The sequence below is a fragment of the Citrobacter sp. MGH105 genome (genome assembly GCF_001037485.2).
Lineage (GTDB): Bacteria > Pseudomonadota > Gammaproteobacteria > Enterobacterales > Enterobacteriaceae > Citrobacter > Citrobacter portucalensis.
This window is the reverse complement of the sequence record NZ_CP073048.1, coordinates 120,416-135,872: the sequence shown is the minus strand read 5'-3', so window position 1 is coordinate 135,872 and position 15,457 is coordinate 120,416. Positions and strand designations below refer to the sequence as shown.

General features: G+C 49.8%; 14 protein-coding genes. 10 read left to right on the top strand and 4 right to left on the bottom strand.

What is annotated here, in order from left to right:
• Positions 1–50: 50 nt before the first annotated feature.
• Positions 51–482: a rhodanese-like domain-containing protein gene (locus tag SK35_RS00665; RefSeq protein ID WP_003024148.1), complete on the bottom strand. Its 432-nt coding sequence runs from the start codon at positions 480–482 to the stop codon at positions 51–53.
• Positions 483–731: 249 nt separating this feature from the next.
• On the opposite strand from SK35_RS00665, the gene gpmM reads away from it, so the two are divergent.
• From gpmM to SK35_RS00650, 3 genes are read left to right on the top strand one after another with little or no spacing between them, the layout of a single operon-like run.
• A complete protein-coding gene (gene gpmM, locus SK35_RS00660) occupies positions 732–2,276 on the top strand; it encodes a 2,3-bisphosphoglycerate-independent phosphoglycerate mutase (protein WP_048216378.1) in 1,545 nt (514 codons plus the stop codon).
• A 33-nt stretch (positions 2,277–2,309) separates the two neighbouring features.
• A complete protein-coding gene (envC, locus tag SK35_RS00655) occupies positions 2,310–3,569 on the top strand; it encodes a murein hydrolase activator EnvC (protein ID WP_231587333.1) in 1,260 nt (419 codons plus the stop codon).
• Between the two features lie 3 nt (positions 3,570–3,572).
• The gene (locus tag SK35_RS00650) at positions 3,573–4,508 is read left to right on the top strand and encodes a divergent polysaccharide deacetylase family protein (protein ID WP_048215307.1); all 936 of its coding nucleotides are present in this window, start codon (positions 3,573–3,575) and stop codon (positions 4,506–4,508) included.
• Here the strand turns inward: SK35_RS00650 and SK35_RS00645 are convergent, their stop codons facing one another.
• From SK35_RS00645 to kbl, 3 genes are all read right to left on the bottom strand, one after another.
• Entirely contained in the window at positions 4,509–5,546 is a 1,038-nt protein-coding gene (locus SK35_RS00645) for a glycosyltransferase (RefSeq protein ID WP_048215306.1), read from the bottom strand. It abuts the gene before it with no gap.
• 182 nt (positions 5,547–5,728) lie between these two features.
• Positions 5,729–6,754 (bottom strand): L-threonine 3-dehydrogenase, encoded by a 1,026-nt coding sequence (gene tdh / locus SK35_RS00640; RefSeq protein WP_003024132.1) that lies wholly within the window; start codon positions 6,752–6,754, stop codon positions 5,729–5,731.
• A gap of 9 nt (positions 6,755–6,763) precedes the next feature.
• Positions 6,764–7,960 (bottom strand): glycine C-acetyltransferase, encoded by a 1,197-nt coding sequence (gene kbl, locus SK35_RS00635; RefSeq protein WP_003827313.1) that lies wholly within the window; start codon positions 7,958–7,960, stop codon positions 6,764–6,766.
• Positions 7,961–8,174: 214 nt separating this feature from the next.
• On the opposite strand from kbl, the gene rfaD reads away from it, so the two are divergent.
• From rfaD to SK35_RS00600, 7 genes are read left to right on the top strand one after another with little or no spacing between them, the layout of a single operon-like run.
• Complete coding sequence (gene rfaD, locus SK35_RS00630; protein ID WP_003827312.1) at positions 8,175–9,107, top strand: ADP-glyceromanno-heptose 6-epimerase; 933 nt, start codon at positions 8,175–8,177, stop codon at positions 9,105–9,107.
• 9 nt (positions 9,108–9,116) lie between these two features.
• Complete coding sequence (gene rfaF / locus SK35_RS00625; protein WP_048215305.1) at positions 9,117–10,163, top strand: ADP-heptose--LPS heptosyltransferase RfaF; 1,047 nt, start codon at positions 9,117–9,119, stop codon at positions 10,161–10,163.
• Between the two features lie 3 nt (positions 10,164–10,166).
• A complete protein-coding gene (rfaC, locus tag SK35_RS00620) occupies positions 10,167–11,135 on the top strand; it encodes a lipopolysaccharide heptosyltransferase RfaC (protein WP_048215304.1) in 969 nt (322 codons plus the stop codon).
• Between the two features lie 16 nt (positions 11,136–11,151).
• Positions 11,152–12,435, top strand: coding sequence for an O-antigen ligase family protein (locus tag SK35_RS00615; RefSeq protein ID WP_187426965.1), 1,284 nt, complete (start codon positions 11,152–11,154; stop codon positions 12,433–12,435).
• Entirely contained in the window at positions 12,428–13,441 is a 1,014-nt protein-coding gene (locus SK35_RS00610; protein WP_048215303.1) for a glycosyltransferase family 2 protein, read from the top strand. Before SK35_RS00615 ends, SK35_RS00610 begins: the two co-directional genes overlap by 8 nt.
• Before the next feature lies 1 nt (position 13,442).
• On the top strand, positions 13,443–14,498 hold the full coding sequence (gene rfaQ / locus SK35_RS00605; RefSeq protein ID WP_048215302.1) for a lipopolysaccharide core heptosyltransferase RfaQ: 1,056 nt from the start codon (positions 13,443–13,445) through the stop codon (positions 14,496–14,498).
• The gene (locus SK35_RS00600) at positions 14,499–15,443 is read left to right on the top strand and encodes a glycosyltransferase family 8 protein (RefSeq protein WP_048215301.1); all 945 of its coding nucleotides are present in this window, start codon (positions 14,499–14,501) and stop codon (positions 15,441–15,443) included.
• The last annotated feature ends 14 nt before the right edge of the window (positions 15,444–15,457 follow it).

The window sequence follows — 15,457 nt, the reverse complement described above, 5'->3', positions numbered from 1 at the left end:
CTTATCTCCAGTGTTCTTTTTACCCTGCGGCATGAAAGAAGACGGGTAAATTACTTGCCGCGAACCAGTGGCAGATTCTCACCACTCCAGCCCGCTACGCCATCTTTCAGTACAGACACCTGCTCAAAACCGGCTTTGATCAGCGCAGTTGCTGAATCCTGGCACTGCATGCCTGAACCATCAACCACAATCACAGGTTTGTTTTTGTGTTTTTCCAGTTCGCCAAAATTGTTGGCTTTGATTTCGCTCGGCAGCAGGTTAGTGGAGCCTGCGATATGGCCTTTGCGGAAGTCGTCGCGCTGACGTAAATCCACGACAACGGCGTCTTCTTTATTGATGAGACGTGTGGCTTCTCCGCGCGTAATCACCTTCACTTTGGAAGTCAGGCTCTTAAACGTGGTAAATAATACAGCCGCCAGTAACGCAATCCAGGCGATACTCAATACAGGGTGGCGACTAACAAATTGCATAATTTCTTGCATGGGGGGTAACAACTCCCGACTCAGTGATTAAAAAAACCAGGAAAGGAGTATACCTGCGCGTTGGCGCAAATACAGCCAGAGCGTGCATTGGATTGCATTTTTGCGGGGCGCTACGGAAAAAAAAACCTAAAACCACGCCCTCTGCGGCGCGCTCTGGTCGATTATTTGATCTTCCGGGGCTACTTTATCGATTCAGCTGTAGTAAAATTACGCAATTATTTTTTATCTATTAAGTGTGAGGTTGTCGCAATGTCGGTTTCTAAAAAACCTATGGTACTGGTGATTCTGGATGGCTACGGTTATCGCGAAGACAGCCAGGATAACGCCATTTTTAGTGCTAAAACCCCGGTAATGGATGCCCTGTGGGCAAAACGTCCGCATACCCTGATTGATGCGTCTGGCCTGGAAGTTGGCCTGCCCGATCGCCAGATGGGCAACTCCGAAGTCGGCCACGTCAACCTGGGCGCGGGCCGCATCGTGTATCAGGACCTGACCCGTCTGGATGTCGAAATTAAAGAGCGTACTTTCTTCGCTAACCCGGTGCTGACCAATGCGGTCGACCAGGCAAAAAATAGCGGCAAAGCGGTTCACATCATGGGTCTGCTCTCTGCGGGCGGTGTTCACAGCCACGAAGATCACATCATGGCGATGGTAGAAATGGCTGCTGAACGCGGGGCTGAGAAAATCTATCTGCACGCTTTCCTTGATGGCCGTGATACCCCGCCGCGCAGCGCTGAACATTCACTGCAGAAATTCGAAGAGAAATTTGCCGCGCTGGGCAAAGGCCGCGTAGCGTCCATCATTGGTCGTTACTACGCGATGGACCGCGACAACCGTTGGGATCGCGTTGAACAGGCTTATGACCTGATGACGCTGGCAAAAGGTGAGTTCCAGTTCGCTACAGCGGTTGAAGGCCTGCAGGCTGCTTATGCCCGCGACGAAAACGACGAATTCGTGAAAGCGACCGTGATCCGTGCTGAAGGCCAGGCTGAAGCCGCCATGGAAGACGGCGATACGCTGATTTTCATGAACTTCCGTGCTGACCGTGCGCGTGAAATCACTCGTGCGTTTGTTAATGCTGATTTCGACGGCTTCGCCCGTAAGAAAGTCGTTAACCTCAACTTTGTGATGCTGACCGAATACGCGGCCGACATCAAAACTGCGGTTGCTTACCCACCAGCGTCTCTGGCTAACACCCTTGGCGAGTGGATGGCGAAGCACGACAAAACACAGCTGCGTATTTCCGAAACCGAAAAATATGCGCACGTGACCTTCTTCTTCAACGGTGGCGTAGAAGAGCCGTTCAAAGGTGAAGACCGCATCCTGATCAACTCGCCGAAAGTGGCGACCTACGATCTGCAGCCGGAGATGAGCTCTGCTGAGCTGACCGAAAAACTGGTTGCGGCGATTGAGAGCGGAAAATACGACACCATCATTTGTAACTACCCGAACGGCGACATGGTTGGTCATACCGGCGTAATGGAAGCAGCGGTTAAAGCGGTTGAAGCGCTGGATCACTGCGTTGCACAGGTCGCGAAAGCGGTTGAATCCGTTGGCGGCCAGTTGCTGATCACCGCAGACCACGGTAACGCAGAGCAGATGCGCGATCCGTCCACCGGTCAGGCGCACACTGCGCACACCAACCTGCCCGTTCCGCTGATTTATGTCGGTGGTAAGAACGTTAAAGCAGTCGAAGGCGGCAAACTTTCTGATATCGCCCCGACGATGCTGACGCTGATGGGTATGGAAATCCCGCAAGAGATGACTGGTAAGCCGCTGTTCATCGTGGAATAATCCCTCCCCATGAGGGGAAAGGCGATTAATACCATCACTCGGGCCGTGAAACCGCGTAAGTTTTCAGTCAGGCCCTTGTTCTACGCCAGCGCGCTTAGCGCTGGCGTATTGCTGTGCGCCTTTTCCGCCCACGCGGACGAACGCGACCAGCTCAAATCTATTCAGGCCGATATCGCGGCAAAAGAACGCGCGGTACGCCAACAGCAACAACAACGCGCCACCCTCCTCGCTCAGCTTAAAGCTCAGGAACAAGCCATCGCCGTTGCCGCAAGGCAGTTGCGCGAAACGCAAAACTCACTGGCGCAGCTGAATGCACAAATCGCAGAGATGAACGCAGCACTCGCGAAGCTGGAAAAACAGCGGGCCGCGCAAGAGCGCAGCCTGGCAGCGCAGCTAGACGCAGCTTTTCGCCAGGGCGAACACACCGGCATTCAGCTCATTCTTAGCGGTGAAGAAAGCCAGCGTGGGCAACGCCTGCAGGCCTATTTCGGCTATCTGAACCAGGCGCGACAGGAAACCATCGCGCAGCTGAAACAAACCCGCGAAGAGGTCGACTCGCAAAAAGCCGAGCTGGAAGATAAGCAGAGCGAGCAGCAGACGCTACTGTACGAACAGCGCGCTCAGCAGGCTAAGCTGGAACAGGCACGTAACGAACGCCAGAAAACACTTTCGAGTCTGGAATCATCGATTCAACAGGGTCAACAGCAACTGGGCGAAATGCGCGCCAACGAATCCCGTCTGCGCAACAGCATTGCTCGCGCCGAAGCCGCGGCCAAAGCGCGCGCGGAACGTGAAGCACGCGAGGCGCAGGCCGTACGTGATAAGCAGAAGGATGCGTCACGAAAAGGCTCAACCTATAAACCGACCGAAAGTGAAAAATCACTGATGTCGCGTACCGGGGGCCTGGGTTCGCCGCGCGGTCAGGCATTCTGGCCCGTTCGTGGTCCAACGTTACATCGTTATGGCGAACAGCTGCAGGGTGAGCTACGTTGGAAGGGGATGGTTATTGGCGCATCCGAAGGCACCGAAGTTAAAGCCATTGCCGATGGTCGCGTCATTCTGGCGGACTGGCTGCAGGGCTATGGCCTGGTGGTCGTCGTTGAACACGGTAAAGGCGATATGAGCCTGTACGGTTATAACCAGAGCGCACTGGTCAGCGTCGGTACGCAGGTTCGCGCCGGGCAGCCTATAGCACTTGTGGGTAGCAGCGGCGGTCAGGGCAGGCCGGCACTCTATTTTGAAATTCGTCGCCAGGGTCAGGCGGTCAATCCACAGCCGTGGTTGGGAAGATAAGTTTTGCCACAACAATTTCGTCGTCTACTACTCTCTCTCGCCAGTCTGCTGGCCTTCGCAACACCTGTATTTGCTGGCAAACTCGCCATCGTCATTGATGATTTCGGCTATCGCCCACACACTGAAAACCAGGTACTGGCGATGCCTTCTACCATCTCCGTTGCCGTTCTGCCTAACGCCCCACATGCGCGTGAAATGGCAATCAAAGCGCATAACAGCGGGCATGAAGTCTTGATCCATCTGCCAATGGCGCCGCTGAGCAAGCAGCCGTTAGAGAAAGACACGTTACGCCCTGAAATGAGCAGCGAAGAGATTGAGCGGATCATTCGCGACGCGGTAAGCAAAGTACCGAATGCGGTCGGTCTGAACAACCATATGGGCAGCGCGATGACCTCCAGTCTTTTCGGCATGCAGAAGGTGATGCAGGCGCTGGAACGCTACGACCTCTACTTCCTGGACAGCATGACCATCGGTAACAGCCAGGCAATGCGCGCAGCGTCAGGCACCGGTGTGAAGGTCATCAAGCGCAAAGTCTTCCTGGATGACACGCAAAACGAAGCCGATATTCGCCGTCAGTTTAATCGTGCCGTCGAGCTTGCGCGCCGCAACGGTTCCGCAATCGCCATTGGCCACCCTCACCCGTCTACGGTTCGCGTCCTGCAGCAGATGCTGTATAGCCTGCCAGCCGACATCACGCTGGTTCGCCCAAGCAGCTTGCTCAATGAACCACAGGTGGATACCTCCAGACCAAACCTCACACCACCGAAGAACGGTACGCCTGATGCACCACGTAATCCTTTCCGCGGGGTGACATTATGCAAACCGAAACAGCCGTTAGAGCCGGTGTACGCCAGCCGCTTCTTCAGCGTGCTCGGCGAAAGCATCACCCAAAGCACGCTGGTGCAGTATATGCGCCTGCAGTGGCAGGGCTGGCAATAATCAGTCTTTACTATCCAGCGTTAAATGGGCCAGGCGGCGCGGCGTCAATGATTTATCGCGCCACTGGCTAAAACGGATAGCCCACAACAGCACCTGATAACCCAGCTTAACGCTGCAGATATTACTCACCATACGCTTGAACATACCCGATACAAATACTTCAGCAATCATGCGCTGACGGATTTTCTCGTCCGGCTCTTTACGTATGCAATGACAAACGCGTAGCGCTTCGTAAATCACCTGCTGTTTGAATTCCGGGTAAATTGGAATGCGTCCGGCGTAGTCGTGATTCATCTTATCCAGCAGACGGGTAATTTTGATGTAGTGGCGCTGGTAAGCGAGGTTTTTCAGCCCGGTGCGCGGCAGACGGCTAACAGATGCGCCGTGCAGGAAGTATTTGTACAGCGGGACTTCCGTGTAACGCGCGCGCTTCGCATTAAACATAAACTCCGTTGTCCAGATAATATCCTGGTGGTGCAGGCCAGACAGAAAGGTCAGCCCCGCGTCGCGGATAGTCTGATGACGATAAACGCCCATCCAGACAACGTGCCGCCAACGGCGGCTGGCTAACGCTTTGCGTAACCAGTCTGGCCCGGTCATCACGCCGGTAGAACGAATACGATCGGTAGGAATGGATGCCCAGGTGTGGCCCGTCTCGGCAATACACCAGTCAGCGTTGCACTGCGCAACATCCAGGTTGTCTTTCAGCGCCATATTCATCAGCGTTTCATACATTTCCGGATAGGCAATATCATCGCCGTCTACGTACGCGATATACTCTCCCCTGGCAACTTTCATACCGGTATTGCGCGCCGCAGAAACGCCCCCATTGCGCTGGTGCAGCAGATGAACGTGCGGATAACGATCCGCATAAGACTGAGCAAGCTCCGCAGAGTTATCCGTAGAGCCATCATTAACAATAATGATCTCCAGGTTCTTCCAGGTTTGCGCAATCAGTGAATCCATACACGCAATGAACGGCTCACCCGTGTTGTAAAGCGGCATAATGACGCTCAGGAGACCAGGGGTATAGGTCATATCAAATCCTGCCAAACAGTAGAGTTATCGGCACTTTTTAGCATATTAAGCGGTAGATTTTCAGAAAAAAATATTAATTCTTTAGCGGAAAATGCGCCGGGCAGGAGGAAGCAAAAAAGCCCCGGATGGTAATGATAATCAACATCCGGGGACAACACACAGAATCCACAGGGTGGATACGGTTAATCCCAGCTCAGGATCACTTTCCCTGACTGGCCTGAACGCATCGCGTCAAAGCCCTGCTGGAATTCATCGATAGAGAATCGATGGGTGATTATCGGCGACAAATCCAGACCAGACTGGATCAGTGCAGCCATTTTGTACCAGGTTTCAAACATCTCACGACCGTAGATACCTTTAATAAACAGTCCCTTAAAGATAACTTTCGTCCAGTCGATGGACATATCAGATGGCGGAATACCCAGCATAGCAATACGGCCACCGTGGTTCATGGTGTCCAGCATGGCACGAAACGCTGGCGGCGCCCCTGACATCTCCAGGCCCACATCAAACCCTTCGGTCATACCCAGTTCAGCCATCACGTCGGTCAGATTCTCTTTCGACACGTTGACCGCGCGGGTGATACCCATTTTGCGCGCCAGCTCAAGGCGATACTCATTAACGTCGGTGATCACCACGTGGCGTGCGCCAACATGCTTCGCGACCGCTGCCGCCATAATACCGATTGGACCCGCACCGGAAACCAGCACATCTTCCCCAACCAGATCGAACGACAGCGCCGTGTGCACTGCATTACCGAACGGATCGAAGATAGACGCCAGGTCGTCGGAGATATTGTCCGGGATTTTAAATGCGTTAAATGCCGGGATCACCAGGTACTCCGCAAAGCAGCCAGGGCGGTTTACACCGACACCGGTCGTATTGCGGCACAGGTGAGTACGTCCACCGCGGCAGTTACGGCAATGCCCGCAGGTGATATGACCTTCGCCTGAAACGCGATCGCCGATTTTAAAGCCTTTAACTTCCTGACCGATGCCAACAACTTCGCCGACATATTCATGCCCAACGACCATCGGTACCGGGATGGTTTTTTGCGACCATTCATCCCAGTTATAAATGTGAACGTCAGTCCCGCAGATGGCTGTTTTACGGATTTTAATCAGCAAATCGTTATGACCGACTTCCGGTTCAGGAACGTCGGTCATCCAAATGCCCTCTTCCGCTTTCAGTTTGGATAACGCTTTCATTTCACATCCTCAGGCAATAACGCCCAGTTGTTTACCAATGCGTGTGAACGCCTCAACAGCACGCGTAATCTGCTCAGGGGTATGCGCCGCAGACATCTGGGTACGGATACGCGCCTGGCCTTTTGGAACCACCGGATAGAAGAATCCGGTAACGTAAATCCCCTCTTTTTGCAGCTCGCGGGCGAATGCCTGCGCCACTACTGCATCACCCAGCATAACCGGGATGATCGCGTGATCCGCACCGGCTAACGTAAAGCCTGCGGCAGACATTTGCTCGCGGAACTGACGTGCATTCGCCCACAGGCGATCGCGCAGGTCGCTGCCAGCTTCAACCATTTCCAGCACTTTAATGGAAGCCGCAACAATCGCCGGTGCCAGTGAGTTGGAGAACAAATAAGGGCGGGAACGCTGACGCAGCCACTCAACAACTTCTTTGCGCGCTGCGGTGTAACCACCGGATGCGCCGCCGAGTGCTTTACCCAGCGTACCGGTGATGATGTCCACGCGACCCATCACGTCACAGTATTCATGGGAGCCACGACCATTTTCGCCGACAAAACCGACGGCATGGGAATCATCAACCATGACCAGCGCGTCGTATTTATCCGCCAGATCGCAAACGCCTTTCAGGTTAGCGATTACCCCATCCATAGAGAACACGCCATCAGTGGCGATCAGGATATGACGAGCGCCCGCTTCACGCGCTTCTTTCAGGCGAGCTTCCAGTTCCACCATATCGTTGTTGGCGTAACGGAAACGTTTTGCTTTACACAGACGCACGCCATCAATGATAGAAGCGTGGTTCAGGGCATCGGAAATAATTGCGTCTTCTGCACCCAACAGCGTTTCAAACAGGCCGCCGTTGGCGTCGAAGCAAGAAGAGTAAAGGATGGCATCTTCCATACCGAGGAATGCCGCCAGTTTTTGCTCCAGTTGTTTATGGCTGTCCTGGGTACCGCAAATAAAGCGAACCGAAGCCATACCAAATCCGTGAGAATCCATACCCGCTTTTGCCGCTGCAATCAGTTCCGGATGGTTAGCCAGTCCCAGATAGTTGTTCGCACAAAAGTTAATAACGTGGCTTCCATCCGCCACGGTGATATCCGCCTGCTGGGCAGATGTAATAATGCGTTCTTCTTTAAACAATCCTTCCGCACGTGCGGTTTCGAGATCGTTCGTTAACTGTTTGTAAAAATCCCCACGCATTTCAATTCTCCAGACTGGGCAAATTTCAGCACATATTACCCAAAGCTATACGTTGATACGAGATGACGCATCATCACTTCTTCAAAATGAAGCATAAATCACGTGTACCCGCACGGCTTATCGGTGAATGGCTGAAGCCTAAGCCATGTAGTGATATGATAGAAGTATTCGTGTCTGAGATTGTCTCTGACTCCATAATTCGAAGGTTACATTTATGATCATCGTTACCGGCGGCGCGGGCTTTATCGGCAGCAACATCGTTAAGTCCCTGAATGATAAAGGCATCACCGACATCCTGGTGGTGGACAACCTGAAAGACGGCACCAAGTTTGTTAACCTGGTGGATCTGAATATTGCTGACTACATGGACAAGGAAGACTTCCTGATCCAGATTATGGCCGGGGAAGATTTCGGCGATATCGAAGCGATTTTCCACGAAGGCGCATGCTCTTCCACCACCGAGTGGGACGGCAAGTATATGATGGACAACAACTATCAATACTCCAAAGAGCTACTGCACTACTGCCTGGAGCGTGAAATCCCGTTCCTGTACGCGTCCTCTGCCGCCACCTACGGCGGTCGCACTTCTGATTTCATCGAATCCCGTGAATATGAGAAACCGCTGAACGTCTACGGCTACTCAAAATTCCTGTTCGACGAGTACGTGCGTCAGATCCTGCCAGAAGCCAATTCTCAGATTGTTGGCTTCCGCTATTTCAACGTCTACGGACCGCGTGAAGGCCACAAAGGCAGCATGGCAAGCGTTGCTTTCCACCTCAACACCCAGCTTAACAATGGCGAAACGCCAAAACTGTTTGAAGGCAGTGAAAACTTCAAACGTGATTTCGTTTACGTAGGCGACGTGGCTGCGGTAAACCTGTGGTTCCTGGAAAACGGGGTTTCCGGCATCTTTAACCTCGGTACAGGTCGTGCGGAATCTTTCCAGGCCGTTGCCGATGCTACGCTGGCGTACCACAAAAAAGGCAGCATTGAGTACATTCCATTCCCGGAAAAACTGAAAGGCCGCTACCAGGCATTTACCCAGGCAGATCTGACGAACCTGCGCGCAGCGGGCTATGACAAGCCGTTTAAAACCGTCGCCGAAGGCGTCACGGAATATATGGCCTGGCTGAACCGCGACGCGTAAGAAGTTAGCATGAAAATACTGGTGATCGGCCCGTCATGGGTGGGCGACATGATGATGTCGCAAAGTCTCTATCGCACGCTCAAGGCGCGTTATCCCCAAGCGATAATCGATGTGATGGCACCTGCCTGGTGCCGTCCGTTATTGTCGCGCATGCCTGAAGTTAATGAAGCTATCGCCATGCCGCTGGGGCACGGCGCGCTGGAGATCGGCGAGCGCCGTAAACTCGGCCACAGCCTGCGTGAGAAGCGCTATGACCGCGCTTATGTGCTGCCTAACTCGTTTAAATCAGCTCTGGTGCCATTCTTTGCGGGTATTCCCCATCGTACCGGTTGGCGTGGCGAGATGCGCTACGGTCTGCTGAACGATGCGCGCGTACTGGATAAAGACGCATGGCCACTGATGGTCGAGCGCTATGTGGCTCTGGCTTATGATAAAGGCGTGATGCTGACGGCCAAAGATTTGCCGCAGCCTCTGCTATGGCCACAGTTGCAGGTCAGCGAGGGTGAAAAATCGCTAACCTGTAGCCAGTTCTCCCTTTCAGCCGAACGCCCCATCATCGGTTTTTGCCCAGGTGCGGAATTTGGTCCAGCGAAACGCTGGCCACATTACCACTACGCAGAGTTGGCGAAGCAGTTGATCGATGAAGGCCATCAGATTGTGCTGTTTGGCTCAGCAAAAGACCATGAAGCTGGCAATGAGATCCTGGCAACGCTGAGCACTGAACAGCAAGCCTGGTGCCGTAATCTGGCGGGCGAAACACAGCTGGAACAGGCCGTCATTCTGCTCGCCGCCTGCAAAGCGGTCGTCACCAACGATTCTGGATTAATGCACGTGGCCGCAGCACTGAACCGTCCACTGGTCGCATTGTATGGTCCAAGCAGCCCGGATTTTACGCCTCCGCTTTCCCACAAGGCACGTGTCATTCGCCTGATTACGGGGTATCACAAAGTGCGTAAGGGCGATGCGGCAGAAGGCTATCACCAGAGCCTGATTGACATCACGCCGCAGCGCGTGCTGGAAGAACTCAACGACCTGTTGTTACAAGAGGAAGCCTGACGGATGCGGGTTCTGATCGTTAAAACGTCGTCTATGGGCGATGTACTGCATACGTTGCCCGCATTAACCGATGCGCAGCAGGCTATTCCGGGTATTCAATTTGATTGGGTGGTGGAAGAAGGGTTCGCTCAAATCCCCTCCTGGCATTCAGCCGTTGACCGGGTTATTCCAGTGGCGATCCGTCGCTGGCGTAAAGCCTGGTTTTCAGCGCCGATTAAAGCCGAGCGTAAAGCGTTTCGTGATGCGGTGCGCTTACAGAAGTATGACGCGATAATCGATGCGCAGGGTTTGGTTAAAAGCGCGGCGTTGGTGACACGTCTGGCACGTGGCATCAAGCATGGTATGGACTGGAGCACAGCCCGCGAACCGCTGGCGAGTCTGTTTTATAATCGCAAACATCACATAGCCAAACAGCAGCACGCGGTAGAACGTACGCGTGAATTGTTCGCCAAAAGTCTGGGGTATGCTAAACCGCAGTTGCAGGGTGATTACGCGATTGCGCAGCATTTTATGAATGAACATAAGGCTGATGCAGGCCAGTATGCTGTATTTCTGCACGCCACGACACGTGATGATAAGCACTGGCCAGAAGCCAACTGGCGGGAGCTTATTGGCCTGTTAAATAATACGGGCATCCGTATTAAACTCCCCTGGGGTGCTCCTCATGAAGAAGCGCGCGCCAAAAGGCTGGCAGAAGGGTTTCCCTACGTTGATGTCCTGCCGCGAATGAGTCTGGAAGATGTGGCTCGCATTCTGGCGGGGGCAAAGTTTGTGGTGTCGGTTGATACAGGATTGAGCCATTTAACCGCCGCGTTGGATCGCCCTAATATTACGTTGTATGGCCCAACGGATCCCGGACTGATTGGGGGATATGGGAAGAATCAATACACACAGCAAAGCCATTCCGGAAAATTGCAGGATCTGGATGCTAACTTAGTCAACATATCGCTAGTTGATAATAATTTGCTTTAACTTTAAGAGATGAACCATGCTTCGCCAACACATGTTTTCTCGTTTTATTTGTAGTATAAAAAATAATCCATTCGATTTTATATACTTCTTATTTTACGCTGGGATCCTGGCAACGCTTGCGATGGTGCTGGTCAATCCAGATGAAGCGCTGAAGGTATTTATTTTCTCCACGGCGCTATCTCTACCGCTTATAGGAAAAAATATAAAACATGTGTGCAGTAACAAACAAAACCTGGTTTTACCTGTTATGTTGTTGCTCTTCGGTTTACTCCAGATTATTTGGGTAGAAATATTCAAACAGCCAGGATCTGCTTTTACCGGAGCCTATAGGTCATACCAGAACGGTGGCAAAGTGATGATTTTTTCCGCACTGGTTATGACCGCTTTGGCATCGCGAGAGCCATGTGCCAACAAAACTCGCATCACCAGTATCTGGACGATTCTTACAGCAATAGGTCTGTATCTATTCGCAGGCTACGAGGTCGCCGGGGCACCAGATATTATGACCTACCGTGTTGCGCTGGGCTTTGAACACCAAACCGGCACAGCCTACGCTCTGACGCTAATTGCATTATTAGCCTCTCAGGCCATTATTAATCTGCGTCTAAAACACACCGTTGCACTCTATCTGTTACATTTTTTGATATCGCTGGCAGTCATCATCACAACGCAAACTCGAGCCGCTATTTTGGTATACCCGATACTGAGTGTCGGCCTATTCCTGATGTACTATCGTCACAACCGCACCATGCTATTAAGGGCACTGCTGGGTTTTGTAATACTGGTGGGGGTTGCTGCAATCCCCTTAAAGCCAATCATTGAAAGCCGCTATCAGAACTTCCTGGTTGATCTGCACTCTTATAATCAAAACAATAGTTATACTTCTATCGGCGCGAGACTGGCGATGCAACGGGCAGGTATTGAAGCCGGGAAAGTGCACCACTGGGGACAGTCACTCGAACAACGCGGAGCAGAAATTCAGCGACTTGCGGTGCAGGACACCTCGCTGCAAGGGGCACTTGAGTTCATTAACGTCCACTTGCATAACGAAATAGTTGATACCTTCTCACTAAAAGGCATCCCTGGTGTTGTTGTGCTACTCTTGCTCTATACTGCCATGTTTTTAATAGCTTACTGGCAACGTAGTCCTCTGTTGTTCGTCGTCTCAGGCGCTATCGCAGTCTATGGCTTGAGTGATTTATTATTGTATGCCAAAGGTGAAGCCCTGAGCAGCGTGCTGGCGTTATGTGTAGCAGCAGTACTGAGCTCGAATCCAACAAGAGAACGATGCCATGGTTAACGCTTCCGGTTATTTACTGAGCATTATTATACCTACATACAACAACGCTGAACTCATCACAGCGACGTTGGCGTCTATACATCAGAGCATCACTGATGATGTGGAGGTAATAATTGTTAATGATGGCTCTACGGATTTAACCGAAGAGCGTATAAATGCGTTTTACCGCGAAAAAGATTGTCATAATGTTAAATATATAAGTCAAAAAAATCAGGGTGTTGCAATCACCCGTAATGTTGGGCTTGCTCATGCGACAGGGAAATATATTGGCTTTGTAGACAGTGATGATATTGTCTGCCAGAATTATTTTACAATTCTCCTGCCTAAGTTAAGAGACGAAAAATATGACATCATCGAATTTAACTTAACTCGAGATATAAACAATTTGTATAAGAACGCGCCTAAAATGGAAAACAACATTACCCAGCGCGAAATAATCTTATCAGATGACAATTACGCCCCTCTATTACCAATATTCAAGGCAGGGCAATGGCATCTGATGACAAAAATCTTTCACCGTAATATCATTGGTAGCGATAAGTTCGAGGAACATCATCGCTACGAAGACATGATTTTTTGTCCATTCCAGTATTTTAAATGTCATAAGATTCTAAAAATCGAGAATAAGTTATATTACTACCGAGTAAACGATAAAAGTATTACCGAGAACATTATTGATAGTGACGCTGACAGCATTTTCTTTGCTATGCGAAAAATGTATAAATATATTAATGAAAATAGTTCCAAGCGTACTGTTGCGACATTTATGATTATCAATTGCTTTCTCGAAGGACGTAAACTTTTACGCAAGAAAAAAGGCTATTATCGCTATAGCGAGAGTATGCTAAATGACATTCAGAATGCACTTGCATGCTGCGATACGAAAATCGTTAAGAAGAAAATAATTCTGAAGATGAAATACCCCCATATCGATCGTTCTATTTCTGAAACAAGATATAAGATAATATCTGCTTGCAAAAGCTTATTCTTGCGAAAGGGATTTTAACATGTTTGAAAAAGTTGACCGAATTCTTATTTGCAAGCTCAAGTTTTATGGGGATGTTCTGCTAACTACACCTGTTATTGCCAGCATTCGGGCTCGTTATCCGCAAGCTAAGATCGATTTGCTGCTCTATAAAGATACCAAAGCAATCTTAGCCGCCCATAAAGATATCAATAATTTTTATCTGATTGAGAAAAAGCAAGGCCTGCTGTCAACAGTGAAAAATTACCTTTCAGTGCGTCAAAAACTGAAGAAAAATCACTACGACCTGATCGTTAACCTCACCGAACAATGGCCGATCGGCGCTCTTATAGCCTCTTTGCGTTGCCCTTCAATTGCTTTTGAGCGCGAAAAAGATCAGTGGAACCGACTTTTTACGCGAGTAACGCCATCCATTGGAACGCATATTGTTGAACAAAATTTATCTATTCTAAAAGGTATTGGGTTCAGCGAAACAGAACTGAAGAAAGAGATGTCTCTTTGTTATCGCCCTGACGACTATCAACATTTAGTTACCCTACTCCCGGAATTGCCTTCACAAAAATATGTCGTTATTCAACCCACTGCCAGACAAGAGTTTAAATGCTGGGACGATGAAAAATTTGCGCATGTTATAGACCACCTTCATCGGCGTGGTCTGCATGTTTATCTTACCTGTGGGCCAGCGCTAAGTGAGCAGCAGCAGGTTCAGCGCATTGCTGAACTGTGTCAATCCTCCCCTGATCTGACGCTGGCAGGTAAAACCACCTTTTTGCAGTTGGCTGCATTGATCGATCATGCAGTTCTGTACATTGGCGTCGATTCTGCTCCTATGCATATGGCAGCGGCGCTAAAGACACCGCAGGTCTGCCTGTTTGGTGCCACCAATTATCAACAGTGGAAGCCATGGTCAAATAAAGCTTTATTGATTTGGGCTGGCGATTATCATCCGATGCCTTCTCGAGATAAACTCGACAGATCTAAAAAATATCTAACATGGATACCGGAGCAAGCTGTGATTGACGCTATCGATAAGGTACTTCATGATAGTGACAATATAAAAGGTAATGAGAAAGCATAAATGGACAGCAAAAAAAACGTTATTAACATTGCTTACTGTACAGATGCCAATTATCTGGAATATGTAGCAGTGTCCATTATGTCTGTCATAATGAACAATCCGGGGCAAGATCTGTCATTCTTCGTCTTTGTCTATGACGTTACAGATGAAGAAATCAATAAACTGCGTTCTACCAGTGATAAAATTCAGGTTATCAATATCGATAAGGAAGAGATTGAAAAGTATAACAATGACTTTGCAATCAAACACCTGAACCGTTCTACCTATATGCGTCTGGCCGTACCGCGCTTACTTAAAGATAAGGTTGAACATTTTATCTATTTAGATGCTGATACACTATGTTTTGATAAGCTCAATGATATTAACAGCATTGATATTAGCAATGTCATTTGCGCTGTCAGCCATGATTCTCTCGATATTCATGATACAAAAAATGCCAAACGTCTGAGCCTCAGTACTGGTCATTATTTCAATGCTGGATTTTTATATATTAACATTGAAAACTGGATCAAGTTTGACATTGAAAATAAAGCAAATACAGTGTTATTTGAACAAGGTAAATCCTTACCTTACTTTGATCAGGATGCACTGAACATCGCAATGAACGGTAACGTTAAATTTATTGATAAGCGATGGAATTTCTTATTTAACTGGTTCACAGACCAGCAAAAAGATACCTTTTTTTACCAAAAAGATATCCTGCCTCGCATTATTCATTTTACTGGTGGGAGAAAACCCTGGTATAAAGAACATACTGGGCTTTCACAGCAACTTTATCTTTTCTACCATCATTTCACACCATGGCGAAACACCGAAATGCGTTCTTATGCTCCACGCATGAGACCTACTGATTACCGAGTCTATTCACGCCAGGAAGCTAAAAAAGGGAATTATTTCGCCTCATTCAAATGGTATTTGAAATATCTTAAGACTAAATTACGTTAATAAAAAACTCCCTT